Source organism: Sphingomonas pollutisoli (assembly GCF_029167165.1).
GTDB lineage: Bacteria > Pseudomonadota > Alphaproteobacteria > Sphingomonadales > Sphingomonadaceae > Sphingomonas > Sphingomonas pollutisoli.
Genome location: NZ_JARFNJ010000011.1, coordinates 82,513 through 107,192 on the forward strand (window position 1 = coordinate 82,513; position 24,680 = coordinate 107,192).

At 62.7% G+C, this 24,680-nt stretch carries 26 protein-coding genes; 13 read left to right on the plus strand and 13 right to left on the minus strand.

What is annotated here, in order from left to right:
* The first annotated feature begins 66 nt into the window (after nucleotides 1-66).
* The 3 genes from PX554_RS20815 to PX554_RS20825 all read left to right on the plus strand — a co-directional run bounded on the left by PX554_RS20815 (nucleotide 67) and on the right by PX554_RS20825 (nucleotide 5,192).
* Entirely contained in the window at nucleotides 67-894 is an 828-nt protein-coding gene (locus tag PX554_RS20815) for a conjugal transfer protein TraF (RefSeq protein ID WP_275504400.1), read from the plus strand.
* Between the two features lie 65 nt (nucleotides 895-959).
* The gene (locus PX554_RS20820) at nucleotides 960-2,360 is read left to right on the plus strand and encodes a conjugal transfer protein TraH (RefSeq protein ID WP_275504440.1); all 1,401 of its coding nucleotides are present in this window, start codon (nucleotides 960-962) and stop codon (nucleotides 2,358-2,360) included.
* Between the two features lie 18 nt (nucleotides 2,361-2,378).
* The gene (locus PX554_RS20825; RefSeq protein ID WP_275504401.1) at nucleotides 2,379-5,192 is read left to right on the plus strand and encodes a conjugal transfer protein TraG N-terminal domain-containing protein; all 2,814 of its coding nucleotides are present in this window, start codon (nucleotides 2,379-2,381) and stop codon (nucleotides 5,190-5,192) included.
* Nucleotides 5,193-5,201: 9 nt separating this feature from the next.
* On the opposite strand, the gene PX554_RS20830 is transcribed toward PX554_RS20825, so the two are convergent.
* Nucleotides 5,202-5,414 carry a hypothetical protein gene (locus PX554_RS20830; protein WP_275504402.1) on the minus strand — a complete coding sequence of 71 codons (213 nt, stop codon included), beginning with the start codon at nucleotides 5,412-5,414 and terminating at the stop codon, nucleotides 5,202-5,204.
* 303 nt (nucleotides 5,415-5,717) lie between these two features.
* Here PX554_RS20830 and PX554_RS20835 point away from each other — a divergent pair, with 303 nt between their 5' ends.
* Together PX554_RS20835 and PX554_RS20840 are read left to right on the plus strand one after the other, a co-directional pair.
* Complete coding sequence (locus tag PX554_RS20835; protein ID WP_275504403.1) at nucleotides 5,718-6,299, plus strand: hypothetical protein; 582 nt, start codon at nucleotides 5,718-5,720, stop codon at nucleotides 6,297-6,299.
* A gap of 23 nt (nucleotides 6,300-6,322) precedes the next feature.
* Nucleotides 6,323-6,892, plus strand: a complete 570-nt coding sequence (locus PX554_RS20840; protein ID WP_275504441.1) for an RES family NAD+ phosphorylase — start codon at nucleotides 6,323-6,325, stop codon at nucleotides 6,890-6,892.
* Nucleotides 6,893-6,907: 15 nt separating this feature from the next.
* Here PX554_RS20840 and PX554_RS20845 read toward each other — a convergent pair whose 3' ends face one another.
* Complete coding sequence (locus tag PX554_RS20845) at nucleotides 6,908-7,549, minus strand: Fic family protein (protein ID WP_275504404.1); 642 nt, start codon at nucleotides 7,547-7,549, stop codon at nucleotides 6,908-6,910.
* Nucleotides 7,550-7,590: 41 nt separating this feature from the next.
* Nucleotides 7,591-8,592: a site-specific integrase gene (locus PX554_RS20850; RefSeq protein ID WP_275504405.1), complete on the minus strand. Its 1,002-nt coding sequence runs from the start codon at nucleotides 8,590-8,592 to the stop codon at nucleotides 7,591-7,593.
* A 441-nt stretch (nucleotides 8,593-9,033) separates the two neighbouring features.
* On the opposite strand from PX554_RS20850, the gene PX554_RS20855 reads away from it, so the two are divergent.
* From PX554_RS20855 to PX554_RS20870, 4 genes are read left to right on the plus strand one after another with little or no spacing between them, the layout of a single operon-like run.
* The gene (locus tag PX554_RS20855; protein ID WP_275504406.1) at nucleotides 9,034-9,534 is read left to right on the plus strand and encodes a Ros/MucR family transcriptional regulator; all 501 of its coding nucleotides are present in this window, start codon (nucleotides 9,034-9,036) and stop codon (nucleotides 9,532-9,534) included.
* Between the two features lie 9 nt (nucleotides 9,535-9,543).
* Entirely contained in the window at nucleotides 9,544-9,702 is a 159-nt protein-coding gene (locus PX554_RS20860) for a hypothetical protein (RefSeq protein WP_275504407.1), read from the plus strand.
* Between the two features lie 23 nt (nucleotides 9,703-9,725).
* Nucleotides 9,726-10,754 carry a hypothetical protein gene (locus PX554_RS20865; RefSeq protein WP_275504408.1) on the plus strand — a complete coding sequence of 343 codons (1,029 nt, stop codon included), beginning with the start codon at nucleotides 9,726-9,728 and terminating at the stop codon, nucleotides 10,752-10,754.
* A complete protein-coding gene (locus tag PX554_RS20870; RefSeq protein WP_275504409.1) occupies nucleotides 10,748-11,503 on the plus strand; it encodes a hypothetical protein in 756 nt (251 codons plus the stop codon). Before PX554_RS20865 ends, PX554_RS20870 begins: the two co-directional genes overlap by 7 nt.
* A 116-nt stretch (nucleotides 11,504-11,619) precedes the next feature.
* Here PX554_RS20870 and PX554_RS20875 read toward each other — a convergent pair whose 3' ends face one another.
* Complete coding sequence (locus PX554_RS20875; RefSeq protein ID WP_275504410.1) at nucleotides 11,620-12,153, minus strand: hypothetical protein; 534 nt, start codon at nucleotides 12,151-12,153, stop codon at nucleotides 11,620-11,622.
* 272 nt (nucleotides 12,154-12,425) lie between these two features.
* Between PX554_RS20875 and PX554_RS20880 the strand changes: the two genes are divergently transcribed.
* Both PX554_RS20880 and PX554_RS20885 read left to right on the plus strand, forming a co-directional pair.
* On the plus strand, nucleotides 12,426-13,085 hold the full coding sequence (locus tag PX554_RS20880) for a hypothetical protein (protein ID WP_275504411.1): 660 nt from the start codon (nucleotides 12,426-12,428) through the stop codon (nucleotides 13,083-13,085).
* Between the two features lie 124 nt (nucleotides 13,086-13,209).
* Complete coding sequence (locus PX554_RS20885; protein WP_275504412.1) at nucleotides 13,210-13,680, plus strand: GIY-YIG nuclease family protein; 471 nt, start codon at nucleotides 13,210-13,212, stop codon at nucleotides 13,678-13,680.
* 63 nt (nucleotides 13,681-13,743) lie between these two features.
* On the opposite strand, the gene PX554_RS20890 is transcribed toward PX554_RS20885, so the two are convergent.
* From PX554_RS20890 to PX554_RS20915, 6 genes are read right to left on the minus strand one after another with little or no spacing between them, the layout of a single operon-like run.
* The gene (locus PX554_RS20890) at nucleotides 13,744-14,343 is read right to left on the minus strand and encodes a hypothetical protein (RefSeq protein ID WP_275504413.1); all 600 of its coding nucleotides are present in this window, start codon (nucleotides 14,341-14,343) and stop codon (nucleotides 13,744-13,746) included.
* On the minus strand, nucleotides 14,330-14,935 hold the full coding sequence (locus PX554_RS20895; protein ID WP_275504414.1) for a DUF2726 domain-containing protein: 606 nt from the start codon (nucleotides 14,933-14,935) through the stop codon (nucleotides 14,330-14,332). Before PX554_RS20895 ends, PX554_RS20890 begins: the two co-directional genes overlap by 14 nt.
* A 56-nt stretch (nucleotides 14,936-14,991) precedes the next feature.
* Entirely contained in the window at nucleotides 14,992-15,192 is a 201-nt protein-coding gene (locus PX554_RS20900; RefSeq protein WP_275504415.1) for a hypothetical protein, read from the minus strand.
* A gap of 45 nt (nucleotides 15,193-15,237) precedes the next feature.
* Nucleotides 15,238-18,312, minus strand: a complete 3,075-nt coding sequence (mobF, locus tag PX554_RS20905; RefSeq protein ID WP_275504416.1) for a MobF family relaxase — start codon at nucleotides 18,310-18,312, stop codon at nucleotides 15,238-15,240.
* 3 nt (nucleotides 18,313-18,315) lie between these two features.
* Nucleotides 18,316-20,616, minus strand: a complete 2,301-nt coding sequence (locus PX554_RS20910) for a type IV secretion system DNA-binding domain-containing protein (RefSeq protein ID WP_275504417.1) — start codon at nucleotides 20,614-20,616, stop codon at nucleotides 18,316-18,318.
* The gene (locus PX554_RS20915; RefSeq protein ID WP_275504418.1) at nucleotides 20,606-20,896 is read right to left on the minus strand and encodes a hypothetical protein; all 291 of its coding nucleotides are present in this window, start codon (nucleotides 20,894-20,896) and stop codon (nucleotides 20,606-20,608) included. Before PX554_RS20915 ends, PX554_RS20910 begins: the two co-directional genes overlap by 11 nt.
* 706 nt (nucleotides 20,897-21,602) lie before the next feature.
* Here PX554_RS20915 and PX554_RS20920 point away from each other — a divergent pair.
* A complete protein-coding gene (locus tag PX554_RS20920; RefSeq protein ID WP_275504419.1) occupies nucleotides 21,603-21,821 on the plus strand; it encodes a hypothetical protein in 219 nt (72 codons plus the stop codon).
* Nucleotides 21,822-21,942: 121 nt separating this feature from the next.
* On the opposite strand, the gene PX554_RS20925 is transcribed toward PX554_RS20920, so the two are convergent.
* Nucleotides 21,943-22,167 carry a hypothetical protein gene (locus tag PX554_RS20925; protein WP_275504420.1) on the minus strand — a complete coding sequence of 75 codons (225 nt, stop codon included), beginning with the start codon at nucleotides 22,165-22,167 and terminating at the stop codon, nucleotides 21,943-21,945.
* Between the two features lie 421 nt (nucleotides 22,168-22,588).
* A complete protein-coding gene (locus tag PX554_RS20930) occupies nucleotides 22,589-23,077 on the minus strand; it encodes a hypothetical protein (protein WP_275504421.1) in 489 nt (162 codons plus the stop codon).
* A gap of 726 nt (nucleotides 23,078-23,803) precedes the next feature.
* Between PX554_RS20930 and PX554_RS20935 the strand changes: the two genes are divergently transcribed.
* The gene (locus tag PX554_RS20935; protein WP_275504422.1) at nucleotides 23,804-23,941 is read left to right on the plus strand and encodes a hypothetical protein; all 138 of its coding nucleotides are present in this window, start codon (nucleotides 23,804-23,806) and stop codon (nucleotides 23,939-23,941) included.
* Between the two features lie 73 nt (nucleotides 23,942-24,014).
* On the opposite strand, the gene PX554_RS20940 is transcribed toward PX554_RS20935, so the two are convergent.
* On the minus strand, nucleotides 24,015-24,581 hold the full coding sequence (locus PX554_RS20940) for a hypothetical protein (RefSeq protein WP_275504423.1): 567 nt from the start codon (nucleotides 24,579-24,581) through the stop codon (nucleotides 24,015-24,017).
* Nucleotides 24,582-24,680: the final 99 nt, after the last annotated feature.

Below are 24,680 nucleotides of genomic sequence, written 5' to 3' on the forward strand. Positions count from 1 at the left end.
CGGCCCACCCGCAGCATCCTTCCTCATCCGCGCAATCTGCTCCATTCGACGAAGGGACGTCCAGCGATGAAAAGACTCGCTAGGCTTTCGATTCTGCTGCTGGCCGGGTCGCCGATCGGCGTGGCGGTGCCGCTCAGGGCGCAAGAGACTGCGGGCGCCCGCGATGCGATCGAACAGGACGTGCCCGACGAATTCTATTGTGGGGAGCGCAAGCTCGGCCAGTGGTTCTACTGCGTGAGGTCCAAGCCGGCCGACGCCCCGTCCAGCACGACGCCAGAGCCACAGATGAGCGCGGCCGATCGGATCGCGGCGATCAGCAAGCAGCTCGACGAACTGAAGGCGCGCGCGATCCTCGAGCCGACCGAGGCCAACGTCATTGCCTATGTTCGTTTCCAGCGTGAGCAGCTCGACCGCGCATCGACATTCTCGGACACCTGGCAGCGGGCGCTCTGGCAGAACCCCGATCTCGACTACACACTGCAGCGGCCGGTCTCGACGGTCGGCAAACGCCTCTGGCTCGACAACCGCAAGGCGGACCGGGATGCGGTCCTGACGAACCTCGGCCAGCGGTATGGCTTGTTCTATTTCTACGCACAGAGCTGCGGCGCCTGCGAGGTGTTCGCGCCAATCCTGCGCTCGGTCACCGACAGCCACAGGATGACGGTGATGGCCGTCTCGATGGACGGCGGCCCGAACAGGGAATTCCCCAACTATGTGGTCGATTCCGGCCAACGAGCCCGGATGGGCGTGCCCGGCAACGAGACGCCAGCGCTTGTGCTGTTCGACACCCAGACGAAGCGGACGATTCCGGTCGGATACGGCGTGCTCAGCGCCGACGAGATCATGGATCGCATCTTCATGCTAACCAACACCAAGGTGGGGAGCGACTATTGATGGAGCAGACACCAGAAATGGGCCGGCAGCGCCCGCTCGGCAGAAGAATAGCGGCGTGCCTGGCGATGGTTGCCGCGTCGCATTTCGCTTTCATCGGCGTGGCCCGTGCGGACGTCGCCTCGGAGATGAACGGCTTCTTCAACGACGCCGGCGGTGCCGCCAATGTCACCGGACCAACGGCTTTCCAGGGGCAATCGGCCGGCTATTATTCGCTCGGCAACGTCTGGACGCGCTTTCCCCAGAAGAGCGTGTCGCCCTTCAATCTGCAGCTCCCCAGCGCGCGCGCCGGCTGCGGCGGCATCGATCTCTTCAGCGGCAGCTTCTCCTTCATCAACGCCTCCGAAATCGTCGCGATGCTGAAGGCGACCGCGAACAATGCGCTCGGTTTTGCCTTCAAGCTCGCCATCGATTCCGTGTCGCCGGAAATCGGAAAGGTCATGGATGAGTTCAGCCAGAAGGCCCAGCTGCTCAATCAGATGAACATCTCGAGCTGCGAAACCGCACAGGCGCTGGTCGGCGGTATCTGGCCGCAAATGGACTCGACCCGCTCGACGATCTGCGAAGCGGTCGGCAACAGCCAGGGCGTTTTTTCGGATTGGGCCGCGTCCCGCCAGGGCTGCAACAACGGCAACAAACGGGACGCCACGATCGCCGGCAACACCGACGCCAACATGAAAGATCAGCTTGTCGGTGAACCCCACAACTACACCTGGGAGGCGTTGAAGAAGTCAGCCAAGTTCGGCGCCTTCGATCAGTCCTTCTCCGAATACATCATGACGCTGGTCGGCACGGTCGTCACACAGCCTTCCACCGACCCATCCGTGGGTGGCAAGGTTGTGATGTTCGGTCCGGCGGAGGAAGCGGTGGTGACGGCGCTGCTGGACGGCACGGCCAACGCGCCGGCGGTCAAGATGCTCAAGTGCAATGACACCGATTGCTATGATGTCGGCGAGCAGACCCTGACCGTGCCGGCATCGTCCGCGCTCCGGCCGCGAATCGCGGGCATGATCAAATCGATGAGCAGCAAGATCCGCACGGATACCGCGCTCGATGCGGCCGAGAAGCAGCTTCTGAACATCGCGACGGTCCCGATCTACAAGATTCTCGCGGTCCAGGCATACGCGCACTACGCGCTGACCGACGGCGAGATCGAGACCCTTTCCGAGATCGTGGCCGTCGATCTGCTGGCTGCCATGCTGGACAACATGCTCGACCGCGTTGAACAGGCTCAGACGCATTATCAGACGTTTGACCAGGCGACCGCCAATCAGTGGAAGCAGCAGATTGCAGCGACGCGCCAGAAGTTCGCCCAGCGGGATGTGAAGCTCTCGAACAAGCTACAGGTCACCATGCAGATCATCGATCGCAGCATCATGCTCGAGTCCACTCTCCAGAATTCGATGACGCCGGGGATGTCCTCCGCGCTCAATTTCTCGCGCGGACTCAACGCACAAGGGCTGAACTAGGGCAGGGGAGCTGCGGCGATGGTGGAGGTCTTCACGGTTGGGGGTGGCGAGTATCTCGTCAACACCTTCAACGCCGTCGCTGCCTGGTCGGGGGGTGGGGGCTATCGCTCCTTGCTCCGCGTCGTGATGGTGATGGGCCTGATCTACTCGCTGCTTGTCGTCGCGTTCACGCTCAATTTTCGAGTCTGGCTGAACTGGTTCCTGCAATCGACGCTGATCTATCTTTGCCTGATGGTGCCGACGATCGATGTGAAGGTGACCGACCGGATCAATCCGTCGCTGGCACCGGCGACGGTCGCGAACGTGCCGCTCGGACTGGGGGTGCTCGCGAGTTTCACCACCCAAATTGGCGATTGGCTGACACGAACTGCCGAGACCGTCTTCGTCATGCCGGGCGAGCTCAATTACTCGAGCAATGGCATGATCTACGGCGCGCGCCTGTACGATGCGACCCGCAACTTCGTCATCCGCGACGCCGAGTTTTCGACGAACCTGGAAGAGCACTTCAAAAAATGCCTCTTCGGCGATGTGATGCTTTACCGCAAATCGCTCACCGTCCTTGCGCAGTCGAAGGACCTATGGACGGATATCGGCCCCGGATCGGAGGCTCGTTCGCAGGAGTGGCTTGAACGGCAGGGCGGCGGCACGGTGAACAGCGCGATCGTCACCTGCCGGCAGGCCTACGATATGCTCAACGCCCAATGGACGCCGATGATAGAGGCGAACACGCCGCTTTGGGGCAAGGAACTCTATCCCAAGCTGAGTAACACGCTCGCGGCCGACAAGCTCAAACACGATCTACCGATCGCGAACGCAGCTTTCACTGGATCGGCCAGCAATTACTCTGAATCCATGCGACAGAACACGGCCATCAACGCCTTCATGCAGGCACGAAACAGCATGGCGGGCGGGTCAGGTGCGGCGACGATCGATACCTTCGCGCAGACGCGCGCGGACATACAGGCGCGCAACACCTACAATTCGATCGCTCAGCAGGCGATGGCCTGGGTGCCTATCTTGAACATCGTGCTGACGGTTGTCTTCTTCGCGATGTTCCCGGTGATCTTCCCGCTGTTCCTCATGCCCCAAACGGGGCTGGCGACGCTGAAGGGTTACGCGATGGGGTTCTTCTACCTCGCCGCGTGGGGGCCGCTGTACGTTATTCTCCACATGATCTGCATGACGAGGGCGGAGGCGGCCGCGGCCGGTGTTGCCGGTGGCGGCGTGACGCTCGGCACCTATGCCGGCATCGGCGCGGTGAACGGCGAGACAGCGACGATCGCCGGGTTCATGCTGATGAGTATCCCATTCCTCGCTGCCGGCTTGGCGAGGGGAGCTATGTCGGTTGCAGGGCAGGCGACGTCAATGCTCGCGCCCGCACAGAACGCCGCGGAGGCGGCCGCAGTCGAACAGACGACGGGCAATTATTCCTACGGGAATGTGAGCTGGGCAAATTCAACTTCTAACATGCGCCAGAGCGATCAGTGGACGACGGCGCCGAGTTACATGGGCGGCGCGACCAGCGTCGGTTGGCGGCAGGATAACGGCGCGGTTGTGTCTGGCTTCGGCAATGGTCAGGAGGTGTTCGACACAAGTGGCGCTATCTCGCGGCTAGGGTTCACGCCGACGATGAACTCCGGAACGGTGGCGGAGTGGCGGGAGATGGCGAGCGAAGCGCATCGCCAGGCGCAGGCGTTCGAGAATGCCGCACAGGAGATCCTCACCAGCACGCATACCAACCGCAGCGCCTTTGGAACCTCGACAGAGCGCTCTTCGGGCTTCGAATCTGGTGCAGGTAGTTCCGCAAATACCAACGTCGAGAAGTTTGATCGGTCGACCGGCTCAAGCTCGCAGGGGATGGAAGAGCGCACATCGACCGGCCAGAGCCAGCGGATCTCCGAAGGTCACGATCGGCAAGCTGGGACGACAGATCAAGTCGCCGGCTCGCTTGGAGGGGCGCTTGGTGGTGCCGGGCGGGGAGCTACTGGTGGAAAGGGCCGATTGGGCAGCCTGCTGCCAAACGTCAGCGGCACTGTCAGTGTCAACAAGACTGGAACTCAAACGGACAATCTGCGGTACGGGACGGATTCGAGCAAATCTACTGACTCTTCTAGCTCCTCGTCGAGCGGCGTGCGCGATGAACGCTCGAGCGGGACCGGAGCATCCACCTCCGACGGCACTTACGAACGGTCGGGTGTGTTCAGCCGGTCTTCCGCAACCTCCTCTTCCTCGCAAAGCACCGAAGATGCCCTGGCTCGGGCGCGCTCCTACACGGAAGCGGCACGCAAGATGGAAGAGCTGTCGGAGTCGCTCTCGCGCGACGCCAGCTTCGCCGAAACGCACGGGATGCAACTCAGCGAAAATCTGAGCCAGGACCTCGCGCAGTGGTACCGGCAGCAACAGCTGCTGCACCCGAATCTGGACGCGCCAGAACTATGGGCGACGAACCTGACCGATCAGCAACGTGCTGTCAGGTCGCAGATGATCCAGCAATGGTCGCAGGAAAAACGCGACGCACTTTGGAATGAAATCCAGGGCAGCATCTCCGAGCCAAATTTGGTGGACGTGCGCCGCACGGATGTAGGAGGGCCTGGGGATGTCCGAGCGTCTTATCGCCCGCACGGGGTTGATCGGCTTGGTAGCGGCAGCCCGGGCGGCGATCCCAATGCCGCTGCAAGAATTATCGATGAGGGTCGGGCCAGGCTGAACGACGACAGAGCTGCGGCGGAGGCCGCTCGATCCAATCGGGCTGGCGCAACCGTTGATTTGCAGTCGGAAGTAAACCGCGATCAGAACCGCGGATTTTTCACTGATCCTAATCTTAGGAAATGAATGCGCAAATCACCAAGCTAAGAACAGATAGACGCCAGTTCCTACAAGCAACACCAACGAGATGAGGCCTCCGATTGCTCTGCCAGGTTTCAGCGGTCCATCGTCGCTTGGATCAGTGATCTGAGGGTTCATCAGCTGATATTCTGCCGTGAACTGCTCTTCGATGTAGACCGGACCGCCAGGGAGGTCCTTCGTTGCGAGGTAGGTTCTCAGGTCGTACATGTCGAAAGCTCCGAACAATCGATTTTATACGGTGTTCGAAGTTTGTTCGCAATGGCCTTTTGCCAGCTATCGGGTTTATCGAGGCACGACAGAACGTGCTTATGTCCCTACGAATGCTCGAATGAAGCCCCTCGGGCTGGGTATTTCTGCCGCTCCTTCTTGCAGCTCGAGGGTGCATCGAAGAGATGCGGCCAACGCATTCCGAGGCGGCGATCCGCGCCCGCCAAGACCAACTGGCAAAGCCCCTGGTTGAAAACGTGTTGGTTTCAGCATATATGGAACTGACTCAACAGGAATGATCGAATGGTTCGGCCGGCAAATATGGGTTTCGTTGATGCGGATCGTGTCCTTCACGACCGCATAGTGGCAAGCACCGATCGCATCATCAAAATGATGCCGGCGGCGGCAAAGGCGGCCGCCATCAGCAGCGTCGACGTCCCCAGCCTGGTCTTTCATCTCGCTCTTGGCATCCCGGCGGTCGAAACGGATAACCCGGAGGCCGCGGAGCGGATCACGAAGGCCATCGCTTTCAAGCGACGGTTGATCGACGCGGCGGGAGGAGCGCTGACTGCGGAGAAGGTGCGCACTCTGCTTGGACACAAGACGATTCAGGCGGTCTATAAGGCGGTGAAAGATCGCCGACTGCTGATGGTCGAGGACAATGGGACGAAGCTGTTCCCGGTGTTTCAGTTCGACGGGAACGCGATCCTTCCGGGAATTGCGAAAGTCCTCAGTGCCGCTCCCCAAACGTCTGGATGGGCCGTCCTGCAGTTCCTCGTCAGCGGTGATCAAGGTCTTGATGGAATGAGCCCGATCGCGCTTCTCAAGGGCAGCGACGCAGAGGTCGAGCGCGTTGTGCGGTTCGCCCGTACGCTCGAAGACTGACGCCTGTGGCGGCGAAAGGTGGGATGCCCGTGGCGACGATCGCCACCGGCAGGTTGCTGCATCGGGTTCACGGCGCAACGGTGGCTGCCAGATGGTATGGCCGCAGGGACGCGACCTGGCGGTGGGACGATCCGGAAGGCAAGTTTGGGGTGCTCTATCTGGGAAAGACGCTCGTCGGCCCCTTTGCGGAAGCATTGCTACGAACACCGAAGGACCGCGACGTCCTTTGGGATCAGGTCTCCAGGAGACGCGCCGCAAACTTCACCACGACACGGCCTGTCCGCCTGGCCAAAGTCCATGGACCGGGCCTCGGCTGGTTCAAGACCACGACTGCCGGCGTCTCCGCCGACTTCGACCCGGTCAACAATCCGGGCGCCTATTCGGTGCCGCAGCAGATTGCCGCGGACATTTACAAGAGCACGAACCTCGACGGCATCCAGTACCGATCGCGGTTCGATAGCGATGAGCTTTGCGTCGCGCTGTTCGATCGGGCCGACACAGCGCTCTCATTGACCGCGGAGGGTGTGTCTATTCCCAAGGACTGGACCCGGAAATTGCTTGCCGATCGTGGCTACACGCTGATCGAACTCTGAAGCGGGCCGGACTGCTTACGGCGCAATGCCGCTCGCGGGCAGATCGAAGGGGCCGGCCAACCACGAACTAAGATATTCGGCCACCATCGCGAGAAAGCGCTCACGCTGCTCGGGCGCGGCGCGGGTGAACATCTCAAGCGGCCAGGCAAGCAGGCTGTCGAACGGGCGCGGATGGATGGCGAAGCGGGTGCCAAGCGGGATTGCCAGCTCGGTCGCCGCAGCGGCGAACAAGGCGCGCTGGACGTGGCCATTGCCATCGAGAAACGGGTGAATCTTGCCGAACCAGCAAAATAGATGGGTCAACGTCAGCAGCTGCACGAAAGGCGCAGCCGACCTGGCCGGCACCAGCTCACGGCGGACCTCGGACAGCAAGAAATCGAGTGCCGCGGCGACCCTCTCCGGCTTTTCGAAGGAGAAGCTCTTTTGCGGGCTGACGATTTGCGCGGCGCCCATGCGGCGGTGCGCGAGCGAAGTCCCGGCCGTGCCCCTGTAGGTACCGGCATATTCGGGGTAACCAAGCGGGGTGAACTCGGCGAACAAGCTGCGGTGAAGGTCTCGGGGATCGGTCAGTATGGCAGACCGATAGGCGGCGTCGACAAGGATGCGCCGCTGGAGATCCGTGCATGCCTGCGTCATCGCCGCATCGTAATTCGGCATGGTATAGGCCTGCCATTCTGGCGCTGCGCCATTAGCTGGCATCACAGGAAGTCCTCACCGGCATGGTCGTCGAACATCGCAGCGTCGCGGACATAGCCGGCGACCGTATCGAGCGACCTGTGCCGAGAGTGGTCCTTCATCTTGAACAGGTTCGCACGCTTGGCGGCCGCTTCGGTCAAAAACCCCGCCCGCAGCGAATGCCCGGAGAACAGGGCGGGGTCGAGCCCTGCCGCTGACGCGCAGGCCTTGACCAGGCGGGCTACGGTCTTGTCGGTGATCGGATCGAGGGTCAGCTCGTCCCCCCGCGTTAGCCGCCGAAATACCGCACCTGTCCGGGGCTTGCCGGTCACAGGATCCGGGCTGATAAGATCGGCGGCCTCAAGCCAGTCATTGAGGAGGCTCACCGGCCGGATATGCCGGCCCTCGGGAATCGCGATCTCCTGGCCTTCGGCGTCCTGATCGCCTTTCGAGCGTGGGATCGCGATCCGCACGCCGGACGCCTCGAAGGCGAGATCAGGCAACTGCATGGCGGCAATTTCGGAGCGGCGGAACGCGCCCGCCATGCCGACCGCCAGGATAGCGCGATCACGCTTGGCGCGCAGACCCGTGCCCGTGATCGTCGCGAGCATGGCGGTGAGCACATCCGCGGCGGCCGGCGCCTTCTGGTCTTTTTTGCGCGCATATTTGCGGCGCACGCCCGCCATCATCTGCGCGATGACGCCCGCGGCGTCCCGCGCGCTCGGCGAGGCGAGACCCGCGTCCTTATGGTGATGGTTGATCGCCGCGACCCTACGGCCGATCGTGACTGGCGCGATGCCTGCCTCGGCCTCGACATGGGCGAACAGCGCGACGATGTCAGGGTGCGCCGGCAGCGCCTCGACGTTGCGCGCGTCGCAGAAGTCGCAGAAGCGTTCCCAGTCCGAGACGTAGGCTTTCTGGGTCGATCCGGCCTTGGATGCGGCCAGCGTTTCGCGCGCGCCTTCGATCTCCGCGAGAAGGTCGGCTGGAAGATTGGTCGAGATCGGAAGCAGGTCGCGGGCCATCGCGTGCAGCGTAACGGAGCCCCCTCTCAAAGCCAAATCTTATGTCCGAGAATCACGCTTATCGGACATAAGTGTGCAGAGATATCGCGAGGATCGGCTGACGCAGTTTGTACAGCAGGAAGATGGCCGTGGTCTCCTGGCGGCAATGCTTAAGGGGGGCCTTGCCGCCAGGAGTGGTCAAGGCTGTCCAGAGGGCACCCTCGCACAGACCCTGTAGTCGGCTGGACCTCGGATCGCACGGGCTTCTGCGTTGAAGCGAAGCGCCTTTGCGAGGAACCGCCTACTATCCGCAGGTGATGAGCAGCGCCTGCTTCGGCGAGGACGCAATTGGCGGCAACACCCGCGCATTTGATCAGTGAGCTTTCCTCTGACCTGGATAATCGATAGGCATCTTGAGCGATTGCGCCCCTATGATGGATCTCAGTTATCAGGAACCCCCGAATGACCGACTCCGCCGATAAATCGAGCAGATTGATCACATTGACCGCCGATATCGTTTCAGCGCACGTCGCCAATAACAGCATATCGGTTTCGGACCTGCCCACGCTCATTGGAAATGTCCACGCAGCACTGGCCGGTTTGGGCACTGTGCCGGTGCTGGCTGAAGCGCCTGCTCAGCCAGCAGTCGCGATCCGCTCGTCGGTCAAGCCGGATTACATTGTATGTCTTGAAGACGGCAAGAAGCTCAAGATGCTCAAACGGCACTTGATGACCCACTATCAGATGACGCCGGCGGACTATCGAGCGAAGTGGCACCTCCCCGCCGATTATCCGATGGTTGCTCCGAACTATGCCGAAACCCGGCGCGCCCTCGCCCACAAGATCGGACTCGGCCGCAAAGCCGTGCTAAAGCCTGTTGCGGCTCCGCCGGTAGAAGGAAACGCAGCACCCAAGCGCCGTGGCCCCCGCAAAAAGCTGTCAATCTCGCCTGTGACTGAATGAGTCGACAAGATGGGGCTGACCTTCGCCCTCGCCAAAGCGATCAAGGACCGCCTCAACGGCATCCACCCTGCCGGCGGTGCTCACGCTGACCAGCCGATCGACACACGTGCCGACGCCGCGTTTGGGATAGCCAATACCCTACTCATGGCCCTGTCTAACAGGAGGTAGCTTTTTAACAGTATCAATGTTAAATGGTCCTTGCGATGTTAGACAACCGACCCGACACCAGATTGGACGCCTTGGGCGAGGCGGCCGAAGCCTATGTGCATCATGCCTTTGGCTTGCGTATGGGGCTGACGTCTTTCACCGACGCGGGGCTGCCGCACTTTCTGTTGGATCGCTATCGCCTTTGGGAAGGGCAGCTGAACAGCGAACCGGTGCTGCTCGTGGCAGCACGTTCGCAGGGACAAAGCGCTGCCACCGAGTTCATCAAGCACCGCGAACTTCTCCGCCGACACCTCGGCATTCGTCTGGTCCTCCTGCTTCTCGAGAGCGTGCCGGCCGCCGCTCGCCGTCAGATGGTCGAGCGTCAGATAGGGTTCCTGGCTCCGGGCGCACAACTCTACGTTCCCGAAGCATTGCTTGACCTGCGCGAGCGAGCGCCGACCAGGCTACGTGCCGCCAACGAGCAATTTGGTCCGACGAGCCAGGTCCTGATCCTCGCGAGCCTCCTTGGCGAGGATCTCAATGGGGCGAACCTGACCAAGCTGGCGGAACGGTTCCAGGTGGCGATCATGAGCATGAGTCGCACCCTTGATGAGCTGGAGGCGCTGCGGCTCGCCAAGCCGCACCATGTCGGGCGTCAGCGCCATCTTCAGCTCGTCGTGCACGATCGGGAGCTTTGGCAGGCGGTGGAAGACCGCTTGCGGTCGCCTGTGCGGAAGGTCCGAACCGTGAGGGGAACTTTGCCTGACCATGTCGCACCCCTCGCGGGCGAGAGCGCGCTCGCCCACTATACGATGCTGTCGGAACCGCGCTTCCCTCACCGTGCCATTCCCGCGGCGCGGTGGAAGCACTTGCAACAGACGCTTGAGCTCAGGACCGGATTTGCGTTCGACGATGACGATCGCGCCGAACTCGAGACATGGAGCTATGATCCGCGCGCGCTGGCGCGCGATGCGGTCGTGGATCGGCTCTCGCTGCATCTGAGCCTGCGCAATGATCCCGACGAACGCGTGGCCCAGGCAGCGCAGCAACTCTTGGAGCCTTTTGGATGGTAACTGGCGTCGATCGCTTCCGCGCGCATTTCGAAGGGCATGACAGCCAGTATGTGCTGATCGGCGGCGCGGCCTGTGAGCTGCTTATGGATGAGGTCGGCCTCGACTTTCGGGCGACCAAGGATTTGGACATCGTCCTGATTGTCGAGGCTCTCGACGCGGCCTTCTCCGACCGATTTTGGGCCTTCGTCGAGGAAGGTGGCTATGAAATCAGGCAGCAAAGCGAGGGAAAGCGCGTCCTCTACCGGTTTCAAAAGCCTGCGAACAAGGAATTCCCTGCGATGCTCGAACTGTTTTCGAGACAGCCAGAGGGGATCTCGCTCGCCGATGATAGCCGTCTCACGCCTCTTCCGATTGACGAGGAAGCTGCTAGCCTGTCAGCGATCCTGCTCGACGGCGCCTATTACCAGTTCCTCAAGTCGATGGTGCGCACGCTGGGCGGCATCCCTGTTCTCGATGAGGCAGCCATCATTCCGTTCAAGGCACGTGCCTGGCTGGATCTGAGCCGGCGCCGTGACGAAGGCGAGAAGATTGACGAAAAGGACGTCCGCAAGCATCGCAACGATGTCGCTCGGATGCTGCAGCTGCTGGCTGCCGACGCAAGCTATGCGCTGCCCTCGACTGTGCAGGAAGACATGGGCGCCTTTGTCCAAGCCGTGGCAGTCCAGGAGGACTTCGATCCGAGACAGTTCGACGTGAGCATGACGCGTGATGTCGTCGTGGAGCGTCTGCGAGCCGCCTACCGCCTCTAACGTAGCCGCAGCAGGAACCAATCGTGCCGGTCTACTTCATCCTTGAGGAAACCGACGCCGACGGGCGATGAAGATCGGCCGCGCGACGGACCTGCGCGGCCGTCGGGGCCCTTTGTTCACCCCCGCCGCAACACCGCCAAAGCTTCGGGCATGACAGTATAGACCGCCTCGCGCTGTGCCCCGCGGTTTTGATGATCGACGCGAAAACCCTGATAATGTCGCCGCAGCAGTCCGATCTTGCACAGATCCGAGACTGCCCGGCTGACATTGCAGCGCCCGGAGCGACGCACGCGCTCACGAACCTTGTCCTCGATGACACGATCCGCCTCGTCGCGATCGGCAGGAAGCGCCCTGGCTTCGTCGAGCTCTGCGCGAACCGCCTCCACCGTCGAGCGGCGGCGCGCGGCGCGTTGCGCCATCGGGACGAGCGCATCGCACAGCCAGTCTCTGACTGGCACGGCGCTGCCATCGATGGTGACGTTCGGGCCCGCACTTCCCCGCTCATCCGCAATCTCTGCGATCAGCTGGAGCAGCATGTAGCTGAACTTCGGGCGCGGCGATGCGGCCGCGATAACCGCCAGGAGCGCTGGTGTACCCATGCTTTTGCTGGGACTTGCCCCAGGTTCGAAGAGGTCTGCCTGATGGAACATAGCATGAATCTACGTGGCTTCGGGACGAATGTGAATCCCCTGCGTGGCTCGCATGCATTTTTTTGGTGCATTCTACAGGTAACGACCCGCTTCGACAGGGCCAGCTTGACTCTTCCTGCGTCGAAGCAACAAATCGGGAACGAAACATTCCCCACCAAGTCTCTCAACTGCCATGGGCCAATTCTCCTTCGCGTTGTGGCGTGAGCAGCTCTCCGACGAAGTCACGTCTTTCGACGAGCGTGAGACCGTGACGCCATGGTAACGGGGTGACCATGGAATTCCCCGATCTCAAGTTCGCAGTCCGATCCGAGCCGCTGGTCCTCTTCTGGCCTGCGAAGAACACCCCGCTGGCGCAGCTCCAATTCGACACGATCGAGAACTGGCACAGCTTCGTCGATGCGATGTCGCTCAATCCGCTGGTGCCGGACGTGGTGCGGCTCAAATTCCAACGCGCGCTCAAGCTCTACTATCTGGCGTGGATCGACGGCGATTTGATCAAGGCGGGCGAACTGGTAGCGCTCACTGCGCTCGAACTGGCACTCAACGACCGGTACGGGAGGCAGGTACCAGGCAGGCCAAGGAAGAAGCTCAAGCCCGGGCAAGCCCCCGGGCTCGGCGATGCACCGCCACAGCGATCATTCGCAGCACTGCTCAAGCATATGGTCGACGGCGACGGTCTCACCGACACGGAGATACCGATGATCGTGCGATGCGGTGGGACGGCCGTAGGCCAGCTGATCGGAACGACGAAGCCTACGCTGGCGGATCGGCGCAATGCGCTGGCGCATGGTGATCCTTTTGACGGGCTTCCGACCAGCGGCCTTATCGAGCTGGTCCGCGACCTCATCGAGTTCGCCTATCGCGGTCATATTGAGGAAGCGCAGGCCCAAGTAATTGTCATCAATGACACTTTACCGAGCGTTTCCAGGTAAAGTGTCATTGGTGGCAGGCAACTGTATCAAGCTGTTGATGCTGTGTTGGCGACCCGCCAACGCATCAGGGGATATGCGGTTTGCCGAGCAGTCACTGACGTGACGCAACACGAGAGAAAATGACATGCACCCGAGGTTCCTGGCCATCACCTCATCACTGGACGACAAATTGAACGAGCTCCTGGCGTCCAAGCCGCTCGCATTCGGACAACTGCCGACCACCATGCCGCGTGCCGGGGTCTACCTTTTCACCGAAAATGAGAGACACCTTTACATCGGACGTTCGAATCGGTTGAGGGACCGCTACTTTCTACACTGCCGGCCCGGCTCGCGTCAGAACCAGGCGTCGTTCGCCTACAAGCTCGCGCGCGAGGGTCTGGGCATAAAGGGCGGATCCTATGTGGCAGGCCCGCAAACCCGGACCGGGCTCGCAGCGACCAGCTCGTTTGTCGAGGCATTCACGGCCGCAAAAATTCGTATCCAGCAGATGGCCTATCGCCATGTCGAGGAGACGGACCAGACGCGCCAAGCGCTCCTCGAGGCATATTGCGCGATCGCGCTCGAAACGCCTTACAACGATTTCGACACCCACTGACGACGCCAACCCCCTGGGCGAGAGTCAGATGCCACGTTCGCCCGCGCCAGGCCGGGCGAGAGGCTAAAGCTTTTCGGGCTGGCTCAACATGAGCCGTGTCTTGAGGTTGCCGTCGGGCTTTCGATGCAGGTCGATGATATGGCCGCTGCGCGGCTCGAAGGTCATCAATTCCGCGACAGTTTCGTAGGAGGTGTTTGGGCCGAAATAGCGCGTGGTGCCATGCCACTTCTTTCCTTCGATCAGCCGCATCCGAAATGTGCCCGTCGGTGCCGGGACGGTGATCCGATTGTTGCCGGCCACGTAGACCGAGAAGATATGCCGGTTGGTCGCTGGGTCGAACAGCTGCACGACTGCGTTTGCCGCACTGGCATCCACCGTCAGCGTGCTCTTGATGCTCGAGCGCTCTATTGTCCGCGCTACGGTCACCGATCCGGTCTCTGGAAAGGGCAGAGATACAGTAAAATCGGGCAGCCAGCCCTTGCGCTGAGCCTCCCCGTACATCGGGATCAGAATCGACACAGCCGAGAGCAGGAAAACCCACTTCTGCCACGGATGCGACACAATGCGCGGAGAGGGGCGATACCAGCCCCCGCCGGCAGCCCGAGCAGCCTTGCTTTCGGCGCGCCGGCGCTCACGCATATAGTCGCGGTCAGCGAGCCCCATTGAAGCGGCCTTCGAGCGGCCAGACGTGCGCCTGGACCGGCAGTCTTGCCACCGTGGGCGCTGCAGCAAGCGCGGCATCCCGCAGGTGCCCGACCGCAGCCTGGGCCGTGGCAACCGTCGCCCGGTCCGACGCCGAAATGCGGATCGTCTGATACCCCGCCCGCGCCGCAATAGCGTCGCGTCCGCGTTCCTCGCTGGGATCGCTAAAGCGCTCGTCCATTTCGATCAGGGCCACGACTGAACTCGAGGTAGGATCGACGATAACGAAGTCGACGATCCTCTGACCGAACGCGTCGCTGTCGGACGCTCGTGGCCGGCGACCCGAGCTAACACCCGGCATGAGGAGCGCGCCCATCGAGACTTGGGCATGGATTCGGTACATCGGCAGGACGCGCTCGAGCGCGGCGAGCATCGCGTGCTTCCGATTGGTAAGGAAGGGCTTCGCCGCCGGCACAGGTGCGGCACGATCCTTGATCCCTTGGCGGATGCGCGGTGCGATCCATATCGCCAAACCGATCACCATGAGCGCGCCCGTGGCGAGCAGCAGGCTGCCAATCGGCAGCCGGCCAAGTTGGTCGAAATAATGTGACATTGAGCCTCTCCCGATATTGGGCATGAGGCTCACGCCCCATGCCGGCACCGCGCCTTTCAGTTCCAGCCGTCGCGACGACGCTCGTTGCTGTCGCGCAGGTTGCGGCCGTCGATCGCCGACCGGCGGATCTCCTGCTCGACCTGGTCGCCCTTGCGACGCGTGCGGAAATCGGCGTCTTTGAGGCCATTGCGGCGCGCATAATCCGCAGCCGCTTTTTCGCTGCCGAACTTGCCGCCCTCGTCAAAATCCCATGCCATGCTTGGTCTCCTTGGTTGGGCCGGCACTGCGCCGGCGTTTTGCACTCACAAATCGAGCCCGAGGCTGCGCTCAGGCAGCGGCGGCAGCAGGTCGCCGCCCTTCAAACTCGGGTCTGGTTTGAGGTCGGGCGGGGCCGCGAGGTCGCCGGCCTTGGCCGCGGCAGCGGCCGGAGCGACAGGTCCGTCCGGGAGCGGCGGCAGGTCGGCGAGAATGTCGGGGCGATCAGCCAGGTTGATTCCGTCGATCGGACCCGGATCGAACTTCACCGGCTGCGCCGATCCCTTCTTGCCGTCGATGTCGAGACGACCGACCGTCTCCAGCGCTGAAGTCTTGTTCCCGGGGTTGAGATCGAGCTGGCGCTCCAGCTTTTCCCGATTGTCGACCACCATGACGAGCTCGTCGCGGACGCGCGTCACGCCGACATTGAAAAGGCGCTGGTTGGACAGGTTGCGCTCATGGCTGTCCATGACCGTGATCGCCCTGTCTGTGGTGATGCCCTGCGCCATGTGCATGTTGAGCGCGTAGGCAAGGTCGAGCCGCGACAGCATCGGATCGCCGAGATCGAGGGTCAGCCGCTGCTGGTTCGCGGTCTCGACGGTCACGCCGCTGGCATCGACCGCCAGCACGTGCGCCAGCGCCGCATTGTGGAGATCGCGCGGCTTATCGTTGGAGGTCCAGCGGATGCGGTCGCCCTCGCGGACGTGGAGATCCTTTTTCTGGGTGAGCTCAAGCCGGTCGCGCTTCTCGGTAGGCGATAGCTTCTGCGGATCGAACCGGCTCTTCCGGCGCCCGTCGCTGAGCTCGATCTTGCCGTTCGGCAGGACCTTCGTGACATCATAGCGGCCCCGGCCGAGCCCTACATCCTGCGCGCCGCCGCGGCCGACGTCGAGCGTCATGCCTTGCCTGTACGAGGAAGCATAGCGCAGCTCCTCGCGGGTGAGATTGACCCGCTCGTAGACGGTGAGGTGGATGCCCTCCCCTCGCACCGCGCCTTCGGCGGCGAGCCCATCCTGGATACGCTGATTGATGATCGCGCGAGACTCGCGACCTGAGGCGAACACCGCAGTCGCCTCGCGATCCCCCGCCGAGAGCGCGAGCCACATTTCCGCGGCGGTTTCAGGGGGGCTATCGCTTTCATGGACGTTATCGCCCAGGACTTTCATCGCTTCGCCCGCGCGGCCCACATTGGCGAGCGCAGCGACCGTTCGCAGCGTGTCCGTGCGCTGGCGAATATTCTCGTCCATCCGCGCCATGGTTCCGCCGCCCGCCTGGATCATCGCGAACGACTTGCCGGCGTCGATCGAGGAGAGCTGCTGGCGATCGCCGACCAGCACGAGCTTATCGATACCGAGCGCCTCCGTGATGCGGTGAAGCGTCAGCATATCGTCGCTCGAGACCATCGAGGTCTCGTCGACCACCAGCATGGCGTCTGAAAGTTTCGCCTGCGCAGCCTCGAACCTGGGCGTGTCGCGCTCGGTCACGAACCGCTCATTGGCGAGGACGAAGGACGCGATCGTCTGGCTCTTGATGCCGGCGCTTGTCGCGAGGTCCGCCACCATCTTATTCTGGAAGGCGAGGCCGAGAATCTCGCGACCTTCACTAGTCGCGACGCGCGCGACCGCCTGAAGCATCGTCGACTTGCCGGCGCCGGCGACGCCCTGGACCGTGACGGTGCGATCTTCCGAGGAAAGGATCAGCGTGGCGGCGGCAAGCTGACCGGCATTGAGGGGGCGATCGGCGGCCGACTGAAGGCGCGCCGGAGCATCGCTAGCGGGAATGACCGGCACCGCCCTCCCCGCGCCCGCCTCAACCGCCTTCAGGATGGTTTCTTCAGTGCGCAGCGCTTCCTGTGTGGTGACCATGCTCACGCCCTTGTCACCGATGCGCGCGACGCCGGGGATGAGCTGGCGATTCTCGATCAGTTGACCGATGCGGCGCTCGACCGTGTCGATCGTCACGCCCTTGAGACCCAGGTCGAGCGCGGTCTTCGCCAGCAGATGGACGTTGAACGCCGCCTCGCGTTCGGAGAGGATCCGAACGGCCGAGGCGACCGCGAGCTGCGAGCGCGCCGTGACGGGAGACTGGGTGACACGCGCGAGCCCTGAATCGACCAGCGGATCGCTGGGCCGGAGGAACCCGCCGACCAGGTCGCGTGCGCCCGCAATCGCTTCGCTGACCGCACGAAAACCGCGCTCGAGCCGACTGTCCGCAGCGCTCTGACCCGAGCGAGCCTCGGCCGACGCAAGCAGGCCTTTGCCGTCGAAGCCGAGTGCGGCCGCCTTATCGATCCAGCCTTTCAGCAGGCCGTCGCGATCATCGACATTGAGCTTGGGGTCGCGCGTGTTGGTGGTGATCCCGTCGCGGCCCTTTGCGGAGACGATGCCGAGCTCGGCGGCCTTTTCGAGGATGGCTTCGCGGCGCTGACTGAACGCCTCGATGATTGCCTTGGGAACGCCGGATATCTCGAACGTGCCGTGCTTACCTTTGAGTTCCACCTGATAGCCGAGCTTCTCGAGGCCGGCGCGCAGATAGGCATGGTAGATGGCGCCGATCGTGGCGTTGTTTGACCAGATCTTGTCGGCGTGAAGTGCCTGCCATTTCCCGTCGGCCATACGGGTCAGATTGGCGACGACTGCGTGGATATGGGCCTGCGGATCGAGCGCCCGGCTCGTGTCGTGCTGGAATAGCGCATAGACGAGATTGCCGGTCCGCACCGGCACCTTGCGGCCTTCGATATCCTTGCGGCCTTCGGCGAGATTCTTCTCGACCCAGGCCATGGTTTTCTGGACGGCCGCCATGTTGGCCGCGAGCACGCGCTTGTCGCCGGCGACATAGGCCATGACCGATACGGACTTAGGTACCGAAAAGGTGAGATCGACGCCGTTGCGGCGGTTCTCGACCTGGGCGACCCCCTCCCCACTCGGCAGGATTCCGCTTAAGGTCTTCTCGAAAGCGTCCCTTTCGACCTCGCCTTCGAGACCGAGCGCTTCGGCCCCCTCCCCGGCCCAGGCGCTGACCTCGGAGGAGCCGTCGGCGGTGTAATAATTGTCCTTGAAATCGTCCTTCGCGAAATAGTTCGCGGCACCCGAGGCGGAGCGGACCGAGGCGACCGAGAGCATCGGCTAAATCCCCATGTCCATGCTGTCGTCCCTGCCGGCCGCGAACCCATCCCTCAGTTCAATGAGAGTCTGATCCTCCACTTGGGCGCCGCGTGGCTGGGCGTCTCGGCCGTCGCGGCGCTCGTCGGCGGCGCGGGTGCCGGCAACCTGTTCCTCGGTCTTCTCGCGCCCCGCCTGGGCCTTGTCGGCAGCATGGGTCGCGGGTGTCGTTTGCTCGCTGCGATCATCGCTCCGCTGGGTGGAGCGCACGGTTTCGGCATTCTCTTCTTCGGTCGGAGCGGAGAGGATCCGCGCCGCCATATCCTTGGCGAGGTTGGTGGCCTCGACGACCTCCTCAACGATCTGGACCGCACCATCCCGCCCGCCTGCTTCCCCGCCTTCCTCCGCAAAGACTTCTTCTCCGCGCCTAGACCGTACGGGCTGCATCGTGGGCCGCGCGATGAAGCCCTGGGCGACCTGGGGATAGTCTTTCCATTCGAGCAGAATGCGGGCCGCCGGGAAGCCATCGGGGAACTTCACGAAACCGTGCATCGAGGGTAGATTGGTGATGTCATCGGCGATGACGAGCGGCTCGACCTGCTTACGCGGTGTGAGGGTCGAGGCGTCGCGCGTGTTGTTGTAGCCGTAGCTGTACGCCTCATCCATCTGGCGCACTTCACGGTTGCCGATATACCGCGCGCATTGCTCGGCGGTGTCGAGGTCCGCGGTCGCCAGGATAAGCTTGGAGCGGGCGAGCGAAGCAAGATTACGGGCTCCCTGCTCACCATAAACCTCGACCAGTTTTTCAAAGCTGTGGATGCCAAGGATCATCGCGCCGCCGAATGCACGCGCGGTCTGAAGGCCGTTCTCGATCGCCGGCAATTTGTGGAGTGCCCCGAGCTCGTCGAACATGAACCAGGTGCGCAAGGATCGCGTGCGCGGCATGGTCATGAGGCGGTTGATGCACAGGTCCATCCAGAGCGTGAGGAGCGCCCGGTTCATCGGCAGATCGACATAGTTGGAAGTGATGAAGAGGATCGCGCCGGGCTTCTTCTCGCCGGTGATCCAGTCGCGGATCGAGAACTGCTCGCCCTCGTCGGGAAGGAAGCGCAGGACCTGCGCGTTGGTGTTGAAGACGGCGCGGATCGATTCCGCCATGCGCGCGGCTTCCGGCGCGGTTAGCGGGTCGGCGATGGTGTTGGCGAGGAAGCGGTGGACCCGCTTCAGATCCGCCGTCATCAGGTTCTCGGACAGCGCGAGATTGGTGGTCTGGCCGCGTTCCTGAAGGCGGATGCACATCTCGATGAAGAGCGTGCGCGCCGCGAGCGCCCAGAAGGGTTCGGAAGATCCGCCGTCCGATGGGATCAGGGCGGCCGCGGCGGCGGTGAACTCGCTATGCGTGCGGCAGTCGTTGAAGATCGACCAGGCCGGGCAGCGCTGGTCCATTGGATTCAGGATCGTGTCACGATCGAGATCGTAGAAGGCTTCGACATAGGCGCCGGTCAGGTCGAAGATGACCGCATTGTCCTGGCGCTCGCGCATCTGCGCGACGAGGCTGCGAAGCTCGGTCGTCTTGCCCGATCCGGTCGTGCCGATGAGCATGGTGTGCGACTGCTCCATGCGGTGCGGATAGGGCACGCCGGCGAGCGAGTAGGGATGGTGAATGCCGCCTGCCTTCCGCTCCGCGAAAGGCAATCTGAGCACCGCCGAGGGGCTCAGCCGGGGAAAGAACTGCCGCGCGTCCTCCTCGAATTTGGCGGCATTATGCTGGGCGATTTCGGCGAAGAGGACATCACGGTCGACGAGCATCGCGCCGCGTTCGTGGCGCTCCTGGAGGATGGTCTTGCCGCGCCTGCGGGAGATATCGACGAACCAGATCGCGATGGGCGCGATGACGAATAGCGAGACGAGAAGCGAGCCGATGAGCGCATGGATTGTCGTGTCCCACGCCTTCTGCACGGCCGGGATATAGGGGACCGCCGGCATGATGGTTTTGAGGATCTCGCCGTTCGGCAGGGTGACGTTGACACGCTTGTTCGGGTTGAGGTCGACCCAGTTCCAGAGCGCCGAATAGAGTTTCATGCAGACAAGCTGGAATCCATGCTCGTCGAGGCGCAGCGAGAGGATGATGAACCAGGCGGCGAGGAAGGCGAAGAACCAGGCGATGATGGGCAGTTTCGCGCCCGAGAACCACATCAGCATCTCATGGGTGAGAAGCTGGCTGCCGCGCGTGAAATTGCCTGAGTTTCGTTGGACCCGGCCGCGTGCCGAATGATGGGTCAGCGGGATGTTTTTCCCGTTCGAGCGGATGTCCTCACGCGCCATGATATTGGACCAGGCGCTTGTCGGTTTCGGCGACGAGCCGATCGCGGAGTTCGGGATATTGCTCGCGGATGATGACATCCAGGGCGAGCTGCTGGAACTCGCTGATCCGGGCGATGCGGCGGTGGCTGGCGGTCAGGAGATCGGACGAGGACAGGAAGACGTCGAGGGCCGACCGGATGATGTCGGCGACGCTGAGTTTCCGCTCGCTCGCGATCACACTCAGGCGATCCCATTGGGACCGCTCCAGGCGCACATTATAGTGCCGGTAACTGGTAGCCAAAACCAACCTCCTAGCAGGGAGGCTGGTGGGGACTGAAGAATGGCTCCACTTATAGCGTAGAGCACAAGGCCGGGCAAGTTGATCGTCGAGCGCCTGAGTGCCGTAGTCTCTCGTACTACGCCAAAACGCCGGATTTCTGCGCTTTCCGCTCTCCGCAAAAGCCGTACTACAATGTAGTCGCCTTCCCTTCCGCGCTAAACCGTTGTGCAACAACGGAAACCCTGCACCACTCGGTGCGTAGGGTGTGCATATCCTAAGAGACCGATTCCAGGTCCCGGGGCTGTCTGGTGATGTCTTCTGAGGTCCCGTTACGGGGTCCGGCTGGGCACCGCTCCGCCGACAGGCGGAAAAGCGGCAAGCGTGAGCTGCGAAGCGGCCACGCCACGCGATCGGGGATAGGCAAGCGAAGCGATGCCCTCCCCCTGCGCGCCGGGACATGGTCCCGAAGCGAGCTTCAATTGGGGCCTCCGGCCCCATTGGCCAGGCGAGGATCGTGACCCGAACGGGCGGAGACAAGGCGCATGCCTTGGCTCCGTGAGCTTTGATCCCGGCGTCCGTCCAGGGCGGCGGGATCTCTAGCGAATAGAGCCGTCATCGGGCGGGAGCCCGATGCGCCCAAACCGCGAAAACTTCTTCTTCCGGCTAATCAGCCAGGTGGCTATACTCACCGCGTTCATAGCCCGATTAGCCTTCAAAAGAGGCACCTATGGCAAAGACACTGGAACAGGAGCGAGCGGCGTTCGAAGAGGATGCAAAGCGGTTGGAAGAACGGCGCAGAAAGCTCGAAGAGCGCGAGCGTGAGCAGGCCATATCCGCGCTGGAAAAAGCAGGCCTGCTGAGGCTTGGGATCAAGCGGCTGGCAGGGCTCGCCGAGCGGGTCAAATCGCTCGGAATCGATGAAGTCGAGAAGCGGCTGAGGGCCTGAACCCATCCTGCCGCGGCACCGCCGCGGCACGGGCATAGGGGGTTCGATGCCCCCTATGCCCGTATTCCTCCCAGCAAAAAAAAGGGAGAGGCGGCGCGCGCCCCTCCCCCCGGCATTGTCCTCAGAACTCGTCGAGTATCCCGCCCGGTGCCGTGTAGACGATCCGGTCGATCATCGGCGGGTTCAGCGCGCCATAATCCCCTTCGTCGATGGTCAGATAGCCAAGCTCGGGGTCCTCGATGACGTGCTGGTCGAAGTAGCTTTGAAGCGCCCGGCGTTCGGCGTTTGTGACCGCTGCAAAGTAGGCGGCATTGTCGGCCGTGATGGCGTTCGTGATGATCTGCATGATGTGCTCCTGTCTGTCTTGAATGACAGGGGAAGGCGCGTCGGGCGGGCGAGGCCGGGTCAAGGATCGCGAAGCGACCGCGAAGCGGCGGTGGGGGTCACGATTTTCTTCGGCGGCCGCCGGACGTCGAGGATGAAGCGCGATGCTCGACCCGCCGAAGAAAATGGTGGGGCCCCGCCGTCCTTGAGGCGGCCTCGACCGGCTGACAGAATAGGAAGACTGTGAGAGATTTTCCCTCTCGTCGGGAGACCTGCGGCAAGGCGTAGCGGCGTGCGGACCGAAGGGTCTGCGCGGCACGCGAGCGAGCCGGTCAATGTCATGTGGAGAGAAAGCGCGACCTGCGGACCAGTCTCGCGGAACGGCCGCCAGATCAGTGCGTCGCCCATTGGGACCGAGCGCGAGGCCCGGTCCCTTCTGGCGGTCAGGGATGTTTGCCGCAGTGGCAGCAATGTTCTTCGATGCCGGTCAGGAAACAGTAGCCCGGCCCGAAGCCCGCCTCCGTCTCATGGTCCTCGAAGTAGCCATGGTATTTTGCGATGGTGATGGCCTGATCGCGGGTGGCCGGATCGAGGGCGTCGAGGAGAGCATCGCAGGCTTCGGAGAACCGACGGGCATAGAGTTCGTAGGATGCTCCGCCAGTCGCTCTGGCCGTGTCGCCGGCGAGCCGTTCGGCGTCGGCCCGGAACTGCCTGAGTGCGGCGGGCTCGTCTTCGTCGCCTTGATCGATGTCGAGATCTTCATCCGGAATGTTCGGCACATGATCGGCACGGACCTGAAAGAGGGTTCCGCAGTTCGAGCAGACCGCGCGATCCTCGACGAAGTCATAGTGTTTGGGATCGTAGGCAGTCGCGCAGTGCGGGCAGATGGGTCCGTCGAACAGCCTGCGGAGAGATTCGCTGAAATCGTGCATTTGAGCCTCCATCGATCGTTGGTTTGCGATCCCCATCTCGTTCCGATGAGGATGGTCGCATCGGGACGCGGTGTTGAGGCAGTCAGGGACGGCGGAGCCGCCGCATAGCGGGAAGCGGGGGAGCCGATTTTGTGGTCGTGGAGCGCAGCGGAACGGCGGCAAAATTGGGGGGGCCGCTGATCCTTGACGGCCGAGGAACACCCAGCGTCATGCTTTGGCGATGAAGCCTCGTCTGATGCCGAGATGTGAGAGCGCCGGGGGCTTTGCCGCCGAACCCCGGAAGGGCGTTCGGGGTTAACGGCAAAGCGCTTTTTGCCGCCTCGAGCGAAGGTTACGAGACGCTTCCACAGCGCCGAAAGAGCCGACGCAACCATGCGAAATGAATTGCCGTTTTCGAGACGGCAGAAGCATCCAATAGGTCTGTCCGACGACTGCGCCTTGGTGTCGCGGCACGTCTGTGATAGGCGGCGGATTGCGCCGCGAATGCCGTGGCGCCGGGACTGGTAATCCCGTCGAGAAGGCAACTCGGTGTGGTTTCACGCCGGGGTGCCTGCGCATATGTCCAGGTGCCTCGGCACTAAAAGCGTAGGCGCATGTCTCGACGTGTTACCAGCCCCGGCTCCCGCGCCCTGGCGCGGGAGCTGATTGGCGAAGAGCGCTCCAGCATGCTCCCTGAATGGCCGCGCTCCGGGTGGCGATATGGACCTTTACGAGAAGGAGCCTGCGGTGACGCAGGCACTGGCCTTGGCGCTGACGCGTCAGGCTCTCGAATATCTTGCGGCGATCAAAGAGGAGGACGCTTCGAGACATCTTCAGCGCGCCGTCGATGTGCTCCTGAAGCCCAGAACCGTGCCACCGGCATGAGCCCAAGCAGTCAAAAAAAGGGCGCGCCGCTCGAGGCGACGCGCCCTCCTTCGCGAACCGGAACAGGCGGAGGCTATGCCCATTCCAGTCGGGAAGTGTCATCGGTATCGGCAGTCGCCAGGAGGCGGTCGAGACGATCGAGATAATGCGATACGCCGTGCTCGGCCGCTTGTCGGCGGACGGCCGGATTGGCGATCCGGGCACGAGCGGTATCGATCGGAATTTCGCCCACGCTGTCGGGTCGCAACCCAAGTCCTTCGAGCAGCGCATAGGCATTGCCGTTCGCAAGGTTGAGTTCGAGGCCGAGATCCGATGTGAACGCCACGGCCATCGCGATCGAGCCCGGCTCGTCGCGGCGGTAGATGCTGACCCGGCGGCATCGGAACTGCGCCTCTTCAAGGACGGCGATAACGTCGGTCTGGAAATCGAAGACGCGTGCGACCGCGGCGAGCGCCAGCGGGCAGACGCGCGCCTCGAAGCGATAGGAGAGGAAGTCGTCGGGATCGAGTAGAGCCGTCCCGAGCCGTTCGCCCTGCTCGCGCAGAAGCGTTCGGAAAGCGGCGAGCTGGCGCGCGTTGATGGCGGCCGTGGGACGGGGCTGATCGTCGGCGGCGGTAGCGATGCGGAACGTGATGGACATCTTGTCCTCCCCTGTTGAACCGCTATTCCTCTCCCCCTCCCCTTTGGCCGCAGAGCGGGTTGAAGCAGAGGCTTGAGGAATTGGAAGCGAGCGCGCAGG